Raw genomic sequence first — 20,289 nt, forward strand, 5'->3', positions numbered from 1 at the left:
GATATAAACATAAAACTATTTACAAAGTAATGGTTAATTAATCAATAACACTAACAAAAAATCAGCATCAAAGATAACAGGCCAGAATAAATACAGGGCAAGAATCAGCATATTCATTTGGAGAAAGAACCGCACTATAATACCTGTTTTCCATACTTTGTGAATTTGGGTGTTAGATTGGCTATATTTGGTCAAAATTCGGTTATCTCCGAACTCGTACTTATGCGCGAAAACGATAACGGGGCACTTCTAAGTTACGAAGTGCCCAATGTGAAGGTTCTGGACAAAAATTAGTTTCAAACTTTGTTGTCCTGTGACAGTCGCTCCAAAATTTTTTCACCTCTATCGCCACTTTTTCGCCACTTGCTAACTTTAGAGCAAAAAAAGAGCCGTTAAAAACGGCTCTTAATCATTCGATTTTTCCGATTAATTTAAGGCTTACTCACGCCCGTAAACGTTGTTCTCTTGTTCTTGAACTCGGATAAAAGTCGTACGCTTGGTTAGCTCGCGAAGTTCCGCCGCGCCTACATAGGTGCAAGTTGATCGCACGCCACCGAGGATGTCTTGAATGGTACCGTGGACACTGCCGCGGTATGGCAATAATACGGTTTTACCTTCCGCAGCGCGGTAACCTGCTACGCCGCCAGAGTGCTTCTCCATGGCGCTCTTTGACGACATGCCGTAGAACTTCATGAAGGTTTCGCCGTCTTTCACCACCAGCTCACCGCCCGCTTCTTCATGACCAGCTAACATACCGCCTAGCATGACAAAATCAGCGCCGCCGCCAAAGGCTTTCGCCACATCGCCCGGACAAGCGCAGCCACCGTCACCGATGATACGACCGCCTAAACCATGGGCAGCATCGGCACACTCAATGATCGCCGAGAGCTGAGGGTAACCCACACCCGTTTTCACCCGTGTGGTACAAACCGAACCTGGACCAATACCAACTTTAACAATATCCGCGCCAGCGAGGATCAGCTCTTCACACATATCCCCTGTCACTACGTTACCCGCTGAAATCACTTTATCAGGGAAGGCAGCACGCACTTGCTGTACGTAATCGACTAAATGCTCTGAATAACCGTTAGCAATATCAATACAGATAAACAGCAGATCATCCGATAATGCCATAATATCTTGAGTTTTCTGGAAATCTTGCGGTGAAGTGCCGGTAGAAACCATCACCTTATTTAAGGTTTCACCATTCGCCGTCTGCACAAAGTCAGCCCAATCTTGCACTGTATAGTGCTTATGAATCGCGGTCATGACCCCATGTTCAGCAAGAGCTTTCGCCATCGCGAAACTGCCTACCGAGTCCATGTTGGCGGCAATCACAGGCACGCCAGACCATTGACGGCCACTATGCTTGAAGGTAAAATCGCGGGTTAAGTTAACTTGAGAACGACTTTTGAGAGTAGAACGTTTCGGGCGAAACAGGACATCTTTAAAACCTAACTTAAGTTCTTGTTCGATACGCATGGTTATTTCCTTAGTTAATTCACTGTTTGTGCCTTAGCACAAGGGTGCGGCATACCCAAGTTGGCAGACCTGAGTATGTTTCGGACACAAAAAAACCGGAGCGTTGGCAGACGCTCCGGTTTTCAGCATTATAGGGCGTGATTTCTTTCCGGCAAGTCTGATATTTCATTTTTTTTTGTGCTACGCTAGCGAAGATTTCATATCATTTATCTAACGACACCCTCTCCCACGCAAACAAAGTTCATTAATCACGTTAAATCAACAAGTTAACACCAACTCTTCTAAATGTATTTTATTTAACGCTTTGGGCAACAAAACCCACTTGCGGCGTTTTATGTCTGATCTTTAGTAAAAGTGTGATGGCAGACCTCGTTTGCAAACGGTTGCGACAACGGTTTCTTGAGATGAATGTGACTGAAACACTGGCTGAATATCTCTATCCCAGAGAAAAAATGGGGTTTATTTTTATTACGATTAGGTTTATACCGAGAACAATGATACTCATTAGTGCGTACTATTTTGACTCGCCTGATCTTATTTGAGGAGACAGCACCATGATCAATGTCGCTTTTTTTAGCGCGAAAAACTACGATGAACTCTCTTTCAACCGATTTATTGACCCTCAGCAGCTCACCTTTCATTTTCATGATTTCCGTTTAACCCAAAAGACCGCACAAATGGCTAAAGATTGCCAAGTTGTTTGCGCTTTTGTAAATGATGAATTGGATGCAGAAGTGCTACAGACACTTTATCAAGGTGGCACTCGTTTAATTGCTATGCGCTGCGCAGGCTTTGATAAAGTTGATTTAGCCGCCGCGAAACAATTAGGTTTACAGGTAGTGCGGGTCCCTGCCTATTCACCAGAAGCGGTGGCTGAGCATACCGTGGGCTTAATGATGTGCCTTAACCGTCGTTTTCATAAAGCCTACCAACGTACTCGTGAAGCCAACTTCTCTTTAGAAGGTTTAGTCGGCTTTAACTTTTATGGTAAAACCGTTGGGGTGATCGGTACGGGGAAAATTGGGGTTGCCACCATGCGGATTTTAAAAGGGCTTGGTATGACGGTGCTTTGCTACGACCCTTATCAAAATCCAGCCGCGCTTGAATTAGGGGCAAAATACGTTGAGCTGCCTGAGCTATACGCCAATAGTGATGTGATCACGTTGCACTGCCCCATGTCGAAAGAAAATTATCATCTGCTCAATGAGCAAGCGTTTGATCAAATGAAAGATAAAGTGATGATCATCAACACCAGTCGCGGAGAACTGCTTGATTCTGCGGCGGCAATTGAAGCGTTGAAACGTGGTCGTATAGGCTCATTAGGCTTAGATGTGTATGACAATGAGAAAGATCTGTTCTTCCAAGACAAATCTAATGATGTGATTGTTGATGATGTGTTCCGCCGTTTATCATCCTGCCACAATGTACTCTTTACCGGACACCAAGCTTTCTTGACCGAAGATGCGTTAAATAATATCGCGCAAACCACGTTAAATAATATTCTAGTATTTAGCCAAGGTAAGCTATCCGGCAATGAGTTGATCAACGATTAACTAAACGGCGTAAATGGGGAATGAGATCGCTCGCGATGAGCCCTCTTTCGCCATGCTCATGGGCGTTTTGGTCCGCCGCTTGACTGTGGATCAAAACCCCTACTTTAGCCGCATCAAACAAAGAGAGTCCTTGCGCAAGTAAGGAAGCTATCACCCCAGTCAACACATCCCCCATACCACCACTCGCCATGCCGGGATTACCCGCCAAGCAGACATACAGGCTTTCCCCGTCATAGACTAAGGTACCAGCGCCTTTTAATACCACAACGCCGCCGTATTTTTGCTGTAAGGCGCGTGCGGCCTGAAAACGATCGGCTTCGATAATTTCAACATCGGTCGCGAGCATTCTTGCGGCCTCTGCAGGGTGAGGTGTGATAATTCGCTGCTGATCGAAACAGGCGGATTGAGCAAGAAAAAACAACGCATCCGCATCCATTATTTTCGGCTTATTGAGGCTTTGAACTTCTCTGATGAGCTGTTGCGCTTTTTCATCTCGTCCTAAACCAGGACCAATGGCAACCACGCTGCACCATGCTAAACGTTGTTCAAGCAAACTGGCATCCGACCAACTGGCGACCATCACCTCAGGGCAACTGACCAACATCGCTGTGGTATTTCCGGGGTGAACCAAGGCTGCGTTCAGACCACTCCCCGTTCGTACACAAGCCTGCACCGCTAAAATGGCGGCGCCACCCATACCACTATTACCACCAATAAAGAGCGCCTTACCATGCAAACCTTTATGAGCGGTCCTTGATCTGGGCTGTAAGTAACGCTGAGGTGACTTGACATCGATAGCTTTCAGCGTAGGGGAGTTTTGCGCATTAAAAGCTTCTTCGATGCCTAACCCTGCAAAATGCAGATGGCCAACATAATCCCTCGCTTTGCCTGTCACTAAACCTTGTTTTAAGCCGACAAAACTCACCGTATGCTGCGCATAAATAGCACAACCAAGCGCACATCCTGTCAAAGCGCATAACCCCGATGGCACATCAATCGCAACGACAGGGGCTGAATGGTCATTAATCGTCTCGATCACCGCTTGCAATTTAGGACGAACGGCTCCCTTAATACCAATGCCTAGTAATCCATCAATAATCACATCGATATGATCTGGAATAGTATCGCTACAAGGAAAAACTTCTCCGCCACTATCTAACCAGTGATAATAAGCTTTTCGTGCATCATCACGTAAACATTCAGGATCACCGAACTGCCATACCGTGACCTGAATACCCACCGATTGAGCCAGTCGTGCAACAATATAACCATCGCCACCATTATTGCCGCTGCCACAACACACTAACCAGTGATGAGAGGCCGGATACTGAGCTAAAGCAATGGTAAATACCGCTTGGCCAGCACGCTCCATCAACCGAAATATTTCTAAACCTTGCGCCTTAGCGGCTAACTGTTCACCTTGTTTGACTTGCTGTGGGGTATAAAAAAGTCTGGGCAAAGGCATGATAATTTTCCTACAACACTAGATGAGACACATCGCGTTAACTTACTGTCGAGATTGTAAAGAGGCCAACGCCTCGGTGGTGGCATCTTGAATAGACAGAAAAAGAGAATTGATTTTTCCTGTCGGCGTACGCATCGGGTTAAGAGTGATATTTTGGTACATAAAATCCGCTTGCTGGGTAATGGGCCGGACATTACGACACTTGAAGAGATAAGGGCGCTGCTGCCAAGTGATGAAACTGCGACAGCCTAAGTCATAAACGGGCTTGGTTTTTAATTTAAACCAGTCTGACGGAATTTCAGGAAAAATAGTAAAGATAGATTTGCCAATCACATCATGACCATGCTTACCACTGTGATGGGTCATAAACCCATTCCATACCTGTACTTCGTAGTCTCGATTTAAGACGATTAATCCCATATCAACGTTCTGGACCATGTCCACCATCCAGTGGAATTGCTCAAATTCAGCAGGGAGAGAAAGCATTAAAAATCCTCCATTAGATAAGCCAGTTTATTATCGAGCAACGGCAACGACTCATCGACAAACATAAACAGCAGATCACAACGAATTGAGGTGCCTTCAATATTGTAGCTGACCTCAAAGGTCATGGTTTTGGTAAATGAACCTGCGGTTGATTGAATCACCGAGTCTATCGAAATATGTTGACCAAGTAAGACGGGCGAGCTTTGAAAAAAGCGCACCTCCGATTGTTGACCGAGCCCATTAAGAAATGAGCCGACCAAAATATTCGAAACGTCCATTAATAATTCAAGCTCTTCCAACTCTTCGCTGTCCACCGGGACTTTCATTAATTTTTTTAAATCCGCGACACTGGAGTCACTGAGTAACACCAAAGCTTCACCAGCAATCCCTTCACCACTAAAGCCCTGACAAACACCAGAAACCTGAACATTATCGGCCAGATCACGCAAAGCCATATGCAGTTCACTGACTTCTAAGATATTGATATTAGGTAAAGGTAACTCAACAAATACATCAAAATGGCGTGCCAACGCGTCGGCCGCTTGACCAATCGATACGTTAGCCACTTCCATGTAAACATCACGACGCCGTAAGATAGGCAGATCAATCGAAACTGGCGTGACAATACGCGGCTGCGTCGGCGGCTCAACCAGCTCACGCAGAACATCGTTTAAGATCGTTTTATCAATAGGTTTTTGAATAAATGCGCGAGCACCGAGCGCCATCACTCGCTCTTTGGCTTTGGGTTGGATGTCACCAGAGACCACCACCACGGGAGTCTGATCACCACGCGCTCGCATCGCTTCAAGCGTTTCAAAACCATCTAACTCTGGCATGGTTAAATCTAAGAACATTAACTTAAACGAGTGCTTATCAAGCTGCTCCAATGCATCAACACCATGTACAGCAAAGGTGATGTCTGCATTCAACGAAGCGGGTAAAGAACGAGCCATTTGTTTTCGGGCTAATGCAGAATCATCGCAGATCAACACTGGGTAAGACATACCACCACCTATTGTTAGCTTTTATTAATTAAAAGTGTATACCCAAATCGAATCAGCGTACTAGGTTATCGTAATTTAATTATTGATAAATGGCACTTTTTAAAAACCATTTGATGACGTTACTCGATACGGTGAAGTCATATAGCCAAGCTATCAGTAAGCTTAACATCACGATTTAGTCATTGGCGAAGGAGCGGCCCGTTGACGGGAGCGAAGATAAAAACCTAATGACGTCGCCGCGATAGAGAAAATTAAATACGAGAGTGCAAAGATCGCAGGAGAAGTCATCCAACCCATCGCCATCCCCCAAACGACACCAATAATGGTGATCGCAAACTTAAATAGTAAACCGCAAAAAAGCAGCAGTAATCCTTGTTCGGGAAATCGTGCGCGACTAAACGCCAAACCATAACACCCGGCGACGGCCGTGATAGCAGTAAGAGAACCAAGTAATAACGAAGGAAAGTGCTCGGCGGAGGCGAGAATAGCGACGAATAAAGAGACCGCAGCAATGATTAATATTTTCATCGTGGCCTACCTTAGTGAAAGGAGGAAATATGCCGCTAAAATGAGGCCGTTCTACTCACCTCGACCCACACCTCATATTAACGCTTTATTATGTACGCCTTTGCATAATAAAAGACAAGGTTGATCATTGAACTCTTGAGGTTAGCTCACAGAGCCATTTTCGCGCTATAGCGATAACAAGCCTTTCTTTAACAAGCAATAAACGCTCAAAGATTCCCCCATACTGGAGCTAAAAGTGAACTGAGTACATGATCAATTACACAGAAATGACACCTAGAGCAAAAAATAATTAAAACTCTTGCAATTCATCGCAAGTTCCAATTGACAACGATACAGATTGATCTAGACTCACTGACAGCTAGAAATGAAGTTCGTTGTATACACATTGTTTCGTTGGATTCCTTGTAACTCCCGTCGTGTCGTACGCAATAGCAAGCTACTTTTCCATGCTATCCGTGCCGAATTCGGCCTATATACAAAATGTTTTTTAGGATTTTTACTATGTCTACTCCTGTTACTGGTACCGTTAAATGGTTCAACGAAACTAAAGGTTTCGGCTTCATTAAACAAGAAAACGGTCCTGACGTTTTTGCTCATTTCAGTGCTATCCAAAGTGAAGGTTTCCGCACTTTGGCTGAAGGCCAAAAAGTTGAGTTTGTGATCACACAAGGTCAAAAAGGCCCTCAAGCTGAAAGCATCAAAGTCCTGTAATAGACGAACCTAATACTTAATAGCCAGCTTTTTAGCTGGCTATTTTCATTTTATATTCTCATATCTTAACGATTCAGCTCGGCATGAGGGCCAAACACTTCATAATGAATCCGTTCCGCATCAACGCCTAAACTCATCAACTGTTTGACTGTATTTTCCATAAAACCAAGTGGACCACAGAGATAATAATCCCCATTATTAATTGGCAAAGTGACGGCTGATAAATCCATTTGACCAGTATGCGTGTTAGCGCCTTCACCACGTAAATACCAAACCTGCTGTTGCCATTCTTTGCCTGAGGTTTGCTGGGCTGCGATGAGTGTCGCCGTTTCTTCTAAAAAGGTGTGTTGCTGTCGATCATGACAAGCGTATAAATAATGAACCCGATTTTTATCCTGCTCGGCAAGAGTCTGTAACATCGCTTGCATCGGAGTAACACCGACGCCAGCAGAAATAAGTACCACTGGACGCTGACGCTCAACGTAGTAAAAATCACCCGCTGGCGCATATAGAGCAACCGAGTCGCCAACTTGAACGTTATCGTGCAAATAGTGCGAGACTACCCCTGCGTTTTGATTGTCCGCTCCTTCACGCTTGACCGATATCCGGTAATACTCGCCGTTTGTCGCGTGAGATAACGAATATTGGCGGATTTCTTGATATCGATGCCCCGCAGGTTTCACTTCTAATCCTATATACTGACCTGCTTGATGAGCAAGTACTGGTAAACCATCTTTGGGTTTTAGGATAAAACTGGTCACCAATAATGATTCTGGACGCTTTTCTGCAACAATAAACTCGCGCGCATTAGACCAACCGCCGATCGCTTGTTTACGCTGTAAATAGAGCTCACCTTCTCGATCAATAAAAATTTGTGCTAAGAAGAGATAGGCTTCTGTCCACGCTTGTTCTACTTCGCTCGTAAAGGCCTCTGGTGCTAACTCTCGTAATGTTTCAATCAAATGATGACCAACGATTTGATAATGATCCGGTTGGATATTAAAACTAGTATGTTTATGAGCGATACGTTCAACAGCGCTAGTGAGAGCCGCTAAGTTATCGATATTTTTAGCGTAAGCGGCGACAGCACTAAACAGAGCAACACTTTGGCGACCTGTTTTTTGATGGGTCATATTAAAAATATCTTTTAATTCAGGGTTATGAGTAAACATACGCTGATAAAAATGGGCCGTAAGTGCGGGTCCTGCAGATTCTAGTAAAGGAATCGTACTTTTAATGATTGCGATAGTATGGTTGTTGAGCATAAATCGACGTCTCCTGATATAAGATAATTGAAAATAAACTGACTTCCACTATCCCATTGCAGGTTCAATGCCAAAAATTAACTCATTGTTATTAAAAGAAAATAACACAGACACCTATAAAATCATGTCAAATTAACTTCTTTTAAATTGGTCATTTTGACTTTATCATGTCCAAAAGGAGCGATGACCATGCAAGATTTTTCTGTTTCCACCGTAGTAGACATGACGATTGGCTTAGCCAGCGGTATTAACGATCAAGATCGTTTTCATCGCTTATTGGATGCGATTCGCAAGACCATTCAATGTGACTGTGTGGTGTTGATGTCACGGCAAAATGACACCCTTATTCCACTAGCGATGCAAGGCTTAACCAGAGATACACTGGGGCGGCGTTTTATCATCTCAGAGCACCCGAGACTGGATATTATTTGCCAATCGAGCTCTCCAGTGCGATTCGGAGCCGACTGCCCACTCCCCGATCCTTTTGATGGTTTACTGATGGAGCATGACGATGATCTGCCTATTCACGCTTGTATGGGCCTACCTTTACTCTTTGGCGATGCATTATTAGGTGTTCTGACCCTCGATAGCCTCACCCCCAATGCTTTTAATGACATACCCATGCGCAGTCTAGAGGCTTTAGCGGCGATCGCGGCCTCAACCTTGAAGTTAGCATTGACTCTCTCACAACTGGAAGCTCAGGCTAAATATAGCCAGCAGCGTCTAGAAGCCCTCAACGAAGATGTCTGGCAACGAGAAAAAGGGGACATCATTGGCAATAGTGATGCTATACGGATCATGATGTCGGATATCCACGTTGTCGCTCCCTCCGATCTCACCATTATGATTCATGGTGAAACAGGAGTCGGAAAAGAGTTGGTTGCGCGTACCATTCACCAGCTATCTGCTCGCAAACACCAACCTATGGTCTATGTGAACTGTGCGGCTATCCCTGAAAATTTAGTCGAAAGTGAGCTATTTGGGCATGTAAAAGGCGCTTTTACCGGCGCTGAACGTCATCGAATGGGGAAATTTGCTTTAGCCGATGGGGGAACGTTATTTTTAGATGAAATTGGTGAATTGCCTTTATTAGCGCAAAGTAAATTACTGCGTGTATTACAAAACAATGAGATTCAACCTGTCGGTCAAGATACGGTACAAACCGTCAATGTTCGTATTCTCGCCGCAACGAATCGGGATTTAAAACAAGAGGTTCAAGCCGGCCGTTTTCGAGCCGATCTTTACCATCGATTAAGTGTTTACCCAATTTGGGTCCCCCCACTTCGTGAGCGCACCGGTGATATTGCCTTATTAGTCGGGTACTTTCTGGAACAAACTCGACGCAAACTCGGTATCGTGCAATTAAAAATCGCCGCCCCAGCGCTCAGTTACCTGATCCATTATTCATGGCCTGGCAATGTTCGAGAGTTAGAGCATGTCATTAATCGTTCCGCACTTAAAGCTCGCGCTCTAAAGCCTAACCAATCCTTAGTGACCATTGATTTAATGGAAATAGGAACTCTCGATGAGTCTTTAATCGCGATTCATCCTCCACAAGCTTGTGCCGAGCAAGCTGTCAGGGCGTCAGATCAGGAATCATTAGGCTTACGCACTGCAACCGATGCGTTTCAACGTCAATTGATCTGTCAAACTTTGGAGGAAGCAGAATACAACTGGGCTCAAGCGGCACGAAGACTCGATGTGGATCGTGCCAACTTAACTCGTCTTGCCAAACGACTCGGCATACAACTGCACAAAAAACACAGTATTGAATGACTTGACGCGTTAACTCTCACTCTCTTGGGCGGGTTCTTGCGCTACGGCTGGCTCAGGTGGAAAAGCTTTTTCATACGCCTCCATAAAATCTCGGCGGATCAATTGCTCTAATTGGTTCGCTTTATCGGTTGGGCAAAAGATCATAAAGTGCACCACTTGCTCGCCCGCCCCTGCACTGGAAATTTCAATGTGCGGCTCAGCACTGGGTAAATCAACGCCAGCATGTTTCTCAATCATATTGTTATAACGCCGAGCGACATCAATAAAATGAGCAAAATGCGTTTCCATTCGCTGATACATGATCGGTAACAAGGGATACAAATTAACGAATCGGGGCACAATAATGGTGAAATTATGGAAGACATAACGCTTCATAAAGTTTAAATTTTTCACTGGGTAAGTGAAAAACATGCTGTTAGGTAGCGTCGCCGTTTTGCCTGTGTAGTGGTATTGACCATGCTGCAAATCAATCTCTTGAATGACGGTCGCCATCATGTTGTGCTCAATCACTTCACCACACAGTTTGCCCACTTCTATCCAATCCCCCATACGAAATGAACGAGAGCTGGCGCGTTGAATAGAGCCGGTGAAGCAGAGAATGATCTCTTTTGAAGCCACGACAATGGCGATGGCAATCGCGGTTACCGATAGTGCAAACTGACTGATCTCTGATTTCCAGAGTAAAAATAAAATTAAAATCGTGGCAACAAAAGCACCATTTTTGGTCCGTGACATCCATTTACGCTGCTCTTCGGTCAAAAAAGAGACTTCACCACGAATTTGCGATAGCACTAACCGTTTTAGTGCCATGATCAAGAAAATAATAAGTAGCGTTAATATCAACTTATTTTCTTGTAAAAACGCAATGGCGACGTAGAGATGTTGCATGGTAAAAATTCCTAATCCATTATCTTTTTTATTGAGTGTTTTATACCGTATTGATGGTCTTATGCCTACATGAAGTTGCTTAGGCACCCAAAAACCATAAAAAAACGCTAAAGCGATCCCTTAGCGTTGATTGACAACAAACCTTTATGCGTAACGCTGTGCGGTTTTCTCTGCTAATTTCACAATCACTTGAACCGCTTTCTCCATTCCCTCAATAGTAATAAACTCATGAATACCATGGAAGTTATAGCCGCCAGTAAAAAGGTTCGGGCAAGGTAATCCCATAAAAGATAAACGCGCACCATCTGTTCCACCACGGATAGGCTTAATGATTGGCGAGATACCACACTCAAGCATCGCGGATTGGGCTAATTCAATGATATGTGGGTGCACCATCACTTGCTCTTTCATATTCGCATACTGATCCGTTATGACTAATTCAATATGGCCTTTAGCCAAACGTTGATTAAGCCGTTGTACTTGTTGCTGCATAAATGCTTTACGATCGGCAAAACCTTGACGTGAAAAATCACGAATTAAGTAATCTAACTGTGATAATGCAACGCTCATCTTAGCGGATTTAAGATGATAAAAACCTTGATAGCCATCGGTATGCTCTGGTGTCTCTTGCATCGGCATCATGGCAATGAAATCACTGGCGAGATACATCGAATTCACCATTTTATTCTTCGCCGTTCCAGGATGAACATTAACACCGTGGCAAATAACCTGAGCGGTGGCTGCATAGAAGTTTTCAAACTCCAGCTCCCCGACAGGACCACCATCAACGGTGTAGGCCCACTCTGCTGCGAACTTTTGTCGATTAAAATGATCAGCACCGCGACCAATTTCTTCATCGGGAGTAAATGCGATGTAAATATCACCGTGAGGAATGGAAGGATCGGCAATCAGCATCTCAATGGCGGTAATGATTTCGGCAATGCCTGCCTTATTATCAGCGCCGAGCAAGGTATGGCCATCGGTCGTGATTAAGTGCTCACCGTGAAGTTGATGCAGCTCTGGATATTGAATCGGTGAGAGAATTTCATCGCCTTTACCAAGAGCAATGTCTCCCCCTTGATAATGTTCGACAATTTGCGGTTTGACGTGTTTACCTGAAGCGTCTGGTGCCGTATCTAAATGAGCGATAAATCCGATCGCAGGAACCGTATACTGAACATTAGAAGGCAAGCAGGCCATTACATAGCCGTATTCATCCACACTCGCCTCAGTTAATCCGATTTGCTGTAATTCTTCAACAAGGTGCCGCGCAAAAACCATTTGCCCACTGGAGCTGGGCGTGTGCGTATTTTTCGGCTTAGATTGGGTATCATAAGTCACATAGCGTAAAAAACGCTCAACAAGATTCTGCATAGTAAATACTCACTATTCGGCAAGGCAATTAAAAACGTATACAACATCAAAGCCCATCTTCGCCCAATAGACGGAGACGATGTGGCTTGATACGCTACTGATTACTCTTGATAGTACGTCTTTGCTAATAAGATAACTTGCTATAAATCAGTTTTTAGTGGATTAGTCACAGGGGATGAATGAGTCAATGAGAGAGAAAGATCAGAAAAAAATGAGAGACTGCTCCAGCAAAAACCATAAAATGTACATTTATTGAGCCGCTCATTGGCGTTTTTCGTCATCATTACTAGAATAATAAGGTAACTCGCTTCTGGTTAATGCACAGATATTAACGATTCAAACGGCTTAAACTCTCTAAACATCTCGCTAACGACGTCTTGCCTCTTGATATCAACTTATCGATTCAAGAGGCGCTTTTTTCATCAAAAGAATACCATTCATCCACTAGCGCTGAAGCACTAGCATTCGGCTGCTCATTGCTGGCGTTTCAATAGTCGTCATACTACCTTGGGCTTCAAACGTCTCACCAGTGTAGAGATCGTACAATCCATGCGTCCATTGCTTAAGCTCAACGGATTGACTACGAGCCGATTTATTGATGATCACGACCCCTTGTTCACCTCGGCGAAAGACCAATAGATCATCACTGGCTTCGATAGGTAACATGGGTAGCCCATGCATTTGATTATGAAAGGCAATCCCAGTCAAAATCTTAGGATCACACCAAGCATTCTGCCAACGCGGTTTTCCATTACGAGCACAGAGTCCACTGGGGTTTAAATCCGTGTAGATCAACGGTACTCCGCCATCTCTACCAAGAATATAGCTATATGCCAGCGACTCTAACGTTTCTGACATCACGAGATCCATAAACACATCGTTATTAGGAATATCATGAGTGATAGCAAAGGTGATAGCGCGTTCTTTCGATAACGCTTCACCAAAACAGTAGGGGTCAATTAACGCTTTTAAACTGCCTTTCGGCTGTAACGCATTAAAGACAGTCTGAAATAAGGGGAAGTCATAAGCTCCCAAACGGGTTTGCTCTAAATAGGGCTCTAAAAACAGTTTATATTCCGCTTTGGTCGCTCCACCATCGGTGATGATCTCGCCAAAAATATGCACATCATGAGTGATCTCTTCACTCCATACACGCTTGAGATGCTCAATGGTCATATGCTTGGCAGCATCAATCCGAAACCCTTTCACGCCCATTGCTTTTAGCGCCAACAGATAGGCTTGCTGCTGTGCAACGACATGAGGATTATCACGTAATGTAGGTAAACCTGCATCATGTGGACCACCTGAAATACGTCCGTTTTGCACTTGCCATTTATCTTGCCAATCTTTAATACCAAAGGCTTCGACAAAATCATCTTCGGTAAACAGGGGTTGAGATAAGTCACCAAACAAACGTTGTTGTTGGTAATACTCATCACGCTGAGCATAGTCGTTAAGATCGTCATCACTTGGATATTGTAAGTCCAAGCGATGGGTTGATTCATTGGCCATGTGGTTAAATACCACATCAGCATACACCCATAAACCCAGCGCTTCTAAACCCGCAACCATCGCTTGAAACGTGCTGGTATTGCCCAATTGATTATCAATCACTCGATAATCTTGTGGTTGATAACGCTGCCACCAAGGAGTACCACTCGGTTGTTGGTAAGACTTCATCGGCGGTGAAACTAGTACGGCTTTATAGCCTGCTTTGGCAATCTTTGACGCATGCTCGGTGACTTTGGCATAAGGCCAATCAAAAACATGTAAAATGACATCCGTCGGCTGAGAACTGATCATCTTGAATACTCCTGTTTATCTAGCCAGCGAAAGAAAACTTAAAAAATCAATGAATGCAGCTCGCTAGAACAATTCGATTATAGTGACCATGATTATAGGTTGCTGGAGCAAAGCGCCATCCCCCTTTATGGAATTATTGATGGTGGAGACCCAAGGCGTAGAATCACGCTTTCGCTAGGCAACGAAATGTTTAGGATGGATTAAAAAGCCGTCGAGAAATCACATTTGCTCGTCGTACGGTATAGGCAGAAAATCACAAAGGCAGTAAAGCGCCTTTGTGATTGAATAAAAACAAGAAAATTAGTGTACAGGGGCATCACTGGCAGCAAAAAACGGCCCAAAATGTTGCTCTAATATTTCTGGAGTTAGTTCACCAGCCGCTTCTAAACGCTTAAATTCAGCCACCAAAGCACGCTGTTCTTCCAAACTTGGTAGTGGTGTTTCAGGTTGGTCGCTAAGCTGAGCGGTCATGTTCTCTAACTCTTGTTCAATATCTTTCATAGTATGCCTCTTCAATTAAAAACCTTGTAGTCTACTTAAGTCACCACAAGGTAGCTAGACTACGTTAGAGTTTAAAGTTACTCACCATCGAATCAAGACGCTGCGATAAGTCACTTAACTCTTGGCTCGCTTGAGCGAGTTGCTCTGCCGTCACCGTCGTTTTCTCATTCACAACATTAATTTCTTCAACATTGCTATTAATGGTGTAAACAACCGTCGATTGCTCTTCTGTCGCCGTAGCAACTTGAGTATTTCTATCGGTAATGTCTCGGATTTTCAGTAAAATGGTTTCTAGCTCTTGAGCGGCTGATTGGGTGAATTCAACCCCTTCAGTTGAAATACTTTGTCCCATTTCCATCGCTTGTACCGCCGCTTTCGCGTCAGCTTGTAGTTGATGGATCATAGTTTGTATCTCTTCCGTCGAGCTTGCCGTACGACTGGCTAAATTACGAACTTCATCGGCAACGACCGCAAAGCCCCGACCTTGATCGCCTGCGCGCGCGGCTTCGATCGCTGCGTTCAATGCTAATAAATTGGTTTGCTCAGATATCTCTCGGATCACATCTAAAATACTGCCAATATCTTGCGTTTTTTTCGCCAACTGTCCAACGACTTCGCCTGTATTTGTCATATCAATGGCTAAACGATCAATGGTGTCTTTCGCTTGAGTGATCACTTTTTTGCCTTGTAGCGTGCTGGTTGCTGCCTCATTGGCGGTTTCAGCAGCGGTAGCAGCATTAGCGGCAATTTCACTGATCGTCGATCCCATTTGGTTCATGGCTGTCACGACTTGGACTGTCTGTTCACGCTGGTGCTGGCTATTATCAAACGTGGTCTGCGATTTGTTCGACACATTCGCAGCGGCATGATGCAACGCTCGACTCGTCGCAGAAACCTCTTTCATCGATTGATGAATTTTATCGATAAAACCATTAAATCCTTGTGATAATTGAGAAATTTCATCGGTACCCTCAATCTCAATACGTTGAGACAGGTCGCCATCGCCTTGTCCGAGATCGGTAAATCGTTGAGCGATCTGACGGATAGGCTTGGCGATACTATTGGCCAAAATAATCCCCACAACAATGAACCCTCCAGCGACCATCAAGGTTAATAATATCATCCGTTGTCCCATGCTATTCAGATCAGCAAAAACCTCTCGAACAGGCACAGAAGCAACGACAAACCAATCCATACTCGGGATATAGAGACTGGCAACAAATACCTCTTCACCACTGTCTTGAGCCGTCATTAAATTAAAGGTTGATTTATTAAGTAGAGATGAGGCTTGTGGGCCATAAATATGGCTTAATGAATGTTGATGTTTATCATTTTGATGATGAACTTGAATCTCACCCTGAGCATTCGCTAGATAAACAAAGCCGGTTTGTTCAATCTTAAAACTGGTCAATAAACGTACCATGTCATCCATTGATTTAGACAAACCTGACATACTAATCCCATTGACAATTTGGTAGTTAGCAAACAGTTTTACCTCACCAGTCGGCTCTCTAAACATACTGACCATCGTTGGCTGTTGAGAGTCCGTGAAACCAAAAAACCAGCCATCTTGCTGACGATTCAATTGGCGGAGAAATCCATTTTGATTCCAATAAAAAGCCGTTTCTCGATTCGCCACTGAAGCATCATCTAAACGGTATTGCTGACGAATATTGTTGAGCTGAAGAACAAGCTGAGCTTCTTGCTCTGCATTTCTATCGGTGGTCGCAATCACTTCTTGAATAAACACATTGCTTGCAATCTGTTGAGAAGCTTGCAATAGGGTACTAACGTCTCGATCAATTTGTTCCGCAATTCGATGCAGCATCGTTGGGATCTCAATATCAACCAAACGGTGCTCTAGCGTCTGCCTAGCTTGATGCTGAGCCATTAAACCAAGAATGGTCGTCGACGCTAAAACGGCTAGCGTCATACCGAGTACAACCTTATATAGATATCCCTTCAGGGGGTAGAACCAATATTATCAAGTCAGGAGTATAATAGAATCGGCAACCAATTCATATTTACGCATATCTCACCATAATGGTAAGCCTTCAATTCATTAAAAACTAATAATTATTCACCAAATATCAATACTCCAATCGCGTAAGGCGACAGCGAGACTGTCAATCAACCATACATTTTTTCAAAAAATTGATGCCGTTGTCGATTGCTCTTTAAGGATCATTGAGAGTAATAATGGTAGTGACTATGACTCGACTTTTAGGTAGAAAAGATATAAAAAAGCCCCTAGTTTTAGGGGCGATGTTGATTGAAAAGAGAGTAAAATTTAAACCTTAAAGCGACCGACTCTATTCTGTAGATCCGTCGCTAAACGTGCCAACTCATCACTGGCCGCTGCAATATGGGTTGAGCCATCGGATAATTGCTCTACTCCACCGCTGATTCGGTTGAGTGTTTGGTTTACATCATCAGCCACTATCGATTGTTGCTCAGTTGCTGTCGCAATTTGGATGTTCATGTCATTGATCGTAATGATCGCAGCGGTAATTTCACGCAGCTTTTCCGAAGCCTGTTCGGCCCAGTCGACCACTTCATTGGCTTTACGATAACCACCATCCATGACTTGCGAAGCATTCTTCGACGCTGATTGTAGTTTCTCAATAATGTCACGAATTTCTTCGGTAGAACTTTGCGTACGTGTCGCCAATGTTCGAACCTCATCTGCAACCACCGCAAAGCCTCGGCCATGTTCACCAGCTCGAGCAGCTTCAATTGCTGCGTTAAGAGCTAGTAAGTTCGTTTGCTCAGCGATGCTACGAATCACCTCAAGCACTTTGCCGATAGAATCTGCGTCTTGCTGTAGTTTCTCTATCACATTAACCGCGGTTTGTACCTCTTTCGCTAAGGACAGGACTTCGTTAGTGGTTTTCGTCACCACGACTTCACCTTCTTGAGCAAATTTACTTGAACGGTCCGCCGCTTGAGCCGCATTACCGGCATTTTCTGCAACTTGGTTCACCGTTGCGGCCATTTCTGTCATCGCGGTAGCCACTTGATCCGTTTCGTGACGTTGTTTCTGTACTTGATCATTCGCTTCTCGGCTTGAAACCGCCAATTGCTCAGCCGCGGCACCTAACTGAATGGAAGCTTCAGCCACTTGTTTTACCAAGCTATGCACCCCGCCCACAAACGCGTTAAAGCTGCGCGCCAAATCACCAAACTCATCGTGGCGCTCTTCATTAAGACGCTGAGTTAAATCACCATCTCCCGCGGCAATTTGCTCTAGTGCCTCACGCGTTTCGTTGATTGGTCTGACAATCATTTTAGCGACCAAAAGAATGATGACGATGAGTAAAATCAAGGTCACCGCAAACGCCAGTAACAAGGTGACGGTTAATTCACGTGCCGTAGAGATAATATCATCGTACGGTTGAGCAACCGCGAGCGACCAACCCGGGGTATTCGCGACCGGATGGTAAGCCACCATATAATGTTGCTTATTTTCTAAATACAGATCGGTTAACCCAGATTGACCGGCAACCATTAAGCGACTCATTTGTGCGTAAGCCGTGTTGCTGTCCTGAGTTGCATTATCTTTTAGGCGTTTGGCTGCCGTTTTGTGTGCCACATAGACACCGCGCGAGTCAACCAGCCACGCTTCCGCATTATTAGTAGCGACACTATCAACCAGTTGAGTCAAAGTATTCAGCGTTACGGTTGCGGCTAATAAACCAATCACTTCACCACGATGATTTTTTACCACATGAGCCAAAACAATGATCGCATTGCCTGAAGTTCCCGAATAAAGCGGGTCACTGACCAGTGACTGCTGAGTTTTTTGTACCACTAACTGCTGAAAGTAACCACGATCGGCTCGACTCGCAACAACGCCGTTGTGGTGGTAAGCATCCCCTTTTAAATCGACAAAGAACATCACTTCAAATTCTGAACTCATGTTTTTGCCAAAGTGTTTAACGTAGTTAAAAATGGCTTGCGTATCTCCGGAAGCTAACGTCTCGGTTTGTGCTAAAGAGCGGACAACCGCCATGCGGGCTTCTACCCAACTGCTGACCATTTCCGAACTACTTTGCGCCGTACGGCTGACTGATGTTTCTCCTAACCCCACCACTCTGGAGCTGACTTGATTGGTTACTATCCAAGCAGCCAGTAACAAACTGATGGTCAAAGGAATACTGAACACAATGATCAGCCTTGATGTCATTCTTAATTTTTTGAGCATGGGATCCTCTTCACCAAACAATGTCTGCTGAGACTAATAAAATCGAAGTTTTGCTACTTAGATGTTTAGCACAAAACCATTAAAAATCACGAAATGGATTGCAATTTGGTGAGTATTCTTCCAATCATTTATTCATATACCGAACTTAGTCCCATTTCTCATCGTAATGTCGGCGTCGAAATCATCACCAATCGGTTCAAGTACCGCATTTTTTTGCTGTATTGGTGGGAACTTTTCGGGTAATACATTGACCAAAAGCTGATTTTTCTATCGGGAGTTTAAGGTCAATGCAGTTAACTACCTTTCAAACACTACAAGACTATTTAAACCAGCAAGTGATTGGTCAATCTTCATTAATCCAACAGTTGCTAATTGCTTTACTGGCGGATGGGCATATTTTGGTTGAAGGCCCCCCAGGATTAGCAAAAACTCGTGCGGTAAAATCACTGGCTGAATGCATTGAAGGCGAGTTTCATCGTATACAATTTACCCCTGATTTACTGCCAGCAGACTTAACCGGTACCGATATTTTCCGCCCAGAAACGGGAGAATTCACCTTCCAACCTGGGCCTATTTTTCATTCACTGGTTCTCGCTGATGAAATAAACCGTGCTCCAGCCAAGGTACAAGCGGCAATGCTAGAAGCAATGGCTGAAAAGCAGATCACCGCAGGTCGTAAAACCTACCCACTACCGCCTCTTTTTCTGGTGATGGCGACACAAAACCCGATTGAGCAAGAAGGGACTTATCCTTTACCTGAGGCGCAGTTGGATCGGTTTTTATTGCATTTAGAAGTTGACTATCCTGACGCTGAACATGAATTGGCTATTTTGCGTCTTAACCGTGGAGAAGCTCTGGGACAGCGTTCTATTACTCCGCCCGTCTTGAGTCAATCGGATATTTTCTCTGCCCGACAAACCGTACTCAATATCCATATGGCTGAGGCCATCGAGCAGTATATCATCCGCCTTATCATGGCCACCCGTCATCCCAGTGAGTATGACCCAACACTAGCTCAATGGATTGAGATGGGGGTTAGCCCACGCGCAACCATCGCCTTAGACCGTTGTGCTCGTGCTCATGCTTGGCTCAGTGGCAGAGACTTTGTCAGCCCGGAGGATGTTCAAGCGATGATCTATCCCGTGCTTCGCCATCGATTACTGTTAACTTATCAAGCACAAGCAGAAGGCATCACGCCTAACCAAGTTATTGCTCACTTACTGACATTAGTCGGCAGCGCCTAGGATAA

16 protein-coding genes are annotated in these 20,289 nt (G+C 44.4%); 4 read left to right on the plus strand and 12 right to left on the minus strand.

What is annotated here, in order from left to right:
• Positions 1-438: 438 nt before the first annotated feature.
• On the minus strand, positions 439-1,482 hold the full coding sequence (locus CAG60_RS07390; RefSeq protein WP_161438635.1) for a GMP reductase: 1,044 nt from the start codon (positions 1,480-1,482) through the stop codon (positions 439-441).
• Between the two features lie 554 nt (positions 1,483-2,036).
• Here CAG60_RS07390 and CAG60_RS07395 point away from each other — a divergent pair.
• Positions 2,037-3,035, plus strand: a complete 999-nt coding sequence (locus CAG60_RS07395; protein ID WP_154170882.1) for a 2-hydroxyacid dehydrogenase — start codon at positions 2,037-2,039, stop codon at positions 3,033-3,035.
• On the opposite strand, the gene CAG60_RS07400 is transcribed toward CAG60_RS07395, so the two are convergent.
• From CAG60_RS07400 to CAG60_RS07415, 4 genes are all read right to left on the minus strand, one after another.
• Positions 3,025-4,500: an NAD(P)H-hydrate dehydratase gene (locus CAG60_RS07400; protein ID WP_161438636.1), complete on the minus strand. Its 1,476-nt coding sequence runs from the start codon at positions 4,498-4,500 to the stop codon at positions 3,025-3,027. The two genes, CAG60_RS07395 and CAG60_RS07400, sit on opposite strands and share 11 nt — an antisense overlap.
• 42 nt (positions 4,501-4,542) lie before the next feature.
• A complete protein-coding gene (locus CAG60_RS07405; protein WP_040905259.1) occupies positions 4,543-4,986 on the minus strand; it encodes a diguanylate cyclase in 444 nt (147 codons plus the stop codon).
• Positions 4,986-5,990 (minus strand): response regulator, encoded by a 1,005-nt coding sequence (locus tag CAG60_RS07410; protein ID WP_154170880.1) that lies wholly within the window; start codon positions 5,988-5,990, stop codon positions 4,986-4,988. The genes CAG60_RS07405 and CAG60_RS07410 overlap by 1 nt, the downstream gene beginning before the upstream one ends.
• 168 nt (positions 5,991-6,158) lie before the next feature.
• Positions 6,159-6,518, minus strand: coding sequence for an NADH:ubiquinone oxidoreductase (locus tag CAG60_RS07415; protein ID WP_154170879.1), 360 nt, complete (start codon positions 6,516-6,518; stop codon positions 6,159-6,161).
• 501 nt (positions 6,519-7,019) lie between these two features.
• On the opposite strand from CAG60_RS07415, the gene CAG60_RS07420 reads away from it, so the two are divergent.
• Entirely contained in the window at positions 7,020-7,229 is a 210-nt protein-coding gene (locus CAG60_RS07420) for a cold-shock protein (RefSeq protein WP_004396923.1), read from the plus strand.
• Between the two features lie 65 nt (positions 7,230-7,294).
• On the opposite strand, the gene hmpA is transcribed toward CAG60_RS07420, so the two are convergent.
• The gene (gene hmpA / locus CAG60_RS07425) at positions 7,295-8,494 is read right to left on the minus strand and encodes an NO-inducible flavohemoprotein (RefSeq protein WP_161438637.1); all 1,200 of its coding nucleotides are present in this window, start codon (positions 8,492-8,494) and stop codon (positions 7,295-7,297) included.
• A 189-nt stretch (positions 8,495-8,683) separates the two neighbouring features.
• Between hmpA and norR the strand changes: the two genes are divergently transcribed.
• Positions 8,684-10,270 (plus strand): nitric oxide reductase transcriptional regulator NorR, encoded by a 1,587-nt coding sequence (norR, locus tag CAG60_RS07430; RefSeq protein ID WP_161438638.1) that lies wholly within the window; start codon positions 8,684-8,686, stop codon positions 10,268-10,270.
• 9 nt (positions 10,271-10,279) lie between these two features.
• On the opposite strand, the gene CAG60_RS07435 is transcribed toward norR, so the two are convergent.
• The 6 genes from CAG60_RS07435 to CAG60_RS07460 form a co-directional block, all read right to left on the minus strand.
• Positions 10,280-11,158 (minus strand): mechanosensitive ion channel family protein, encoded by an 879-nt coding sequence (locus CAG60_RS07435; RefSeq protein WP_072670949.1) that lies wholly within the window; start codon positions 11,156-11,158, stop codon positions 10,280-10,282.
• Positions 11,159-11,302: 144 nt separating this feature from the next.
• The gene (gene pepT / locus CAG60_RS07440; protein WP_161438639.1) at positions 11,303-12,532 is read right to left on the minus strand and encodes a peptidase T; all 1,230 of its coding nucleotides are present in this window, start codon (positions 12,530-12,532) and stop codon (positions 11,303-11,305) included.
• A gap of 444 nt (positions 12,533-12,976) precedes the next feature.
• Positions 12,977-14,335, minus strand: a complete 1,359-nt coding sequence (locus CAG60_RS07445; protein WP_161438640.1) for an alpha-amylase family protein — start codon at positions 14,333-14,335, stop codon at positions 12,977-12,979.
• A gap of 300 nt (positions 14,336-14,635) precedes the next feature.
• Positions 14,636-14,836, minus strand: a complete 201-nt coding sequence (locus CAG60_RS07450; RefSeq protein ID WP_154170874.1) for a restriction endonuclease subunit S — start codon at positions 14,834-14,836, stop codon at positions 14,636-14,638.
• Positions 14,837-14,900: 64 nt separating this feature from the next.
• Positions 14,901-16,769: a methyl-accepting chemotaxis protein gene (locus CAG60_RS07455; protein WP_161438641.1), complete on the minus strand. Its 1,869-nt coding sequence runs from the start codon at positions 16,767-16,769 to the stop codon at positions 14,901-14,903.
• A gap of 357 nt (positions 16,770-17,126) precedes the next feature.
• Entirely contained in the window at positions 17,127-19,040 is a 1,914-nt protein-coding gene (locus tag CAG60_RS07460; RefSeq protein WP_158145179.1) for a methyl-accepting chemotaxis protein, read from the minus strand.
• Positions 19,041-19,327: 287 nt separating this feature from the next.
• On the opposite strand from CAG60_RS07460, the gene CAG60_RS07465 reads away from it, so the two are divergent.
• Positions 19,328-20,284 (plus strand): AAA family ATPase, encoded by a 957-nt coding sequence (locus tag CAG60_RS07465; protein WP_158137133.1) that lies wholly within the window; start codon positions 19,328-19,330, stop codon positions 20,282-20,284.
• Positions 20,285-20,289: the final 5 nt, after the last annotated feature.

The sequence above is a fragment of the Vibrio sp. V33_P6A3T137 genome (genome assembly GCF_009904835.1).
GTDB classification, from domain to species: domain Bacteria; phylum Pseudomonadota; class Gammaproteobacteria; order Enterobacterales; family Vibrionaceae; genus Vibrio; species Vibrio metschnikovii.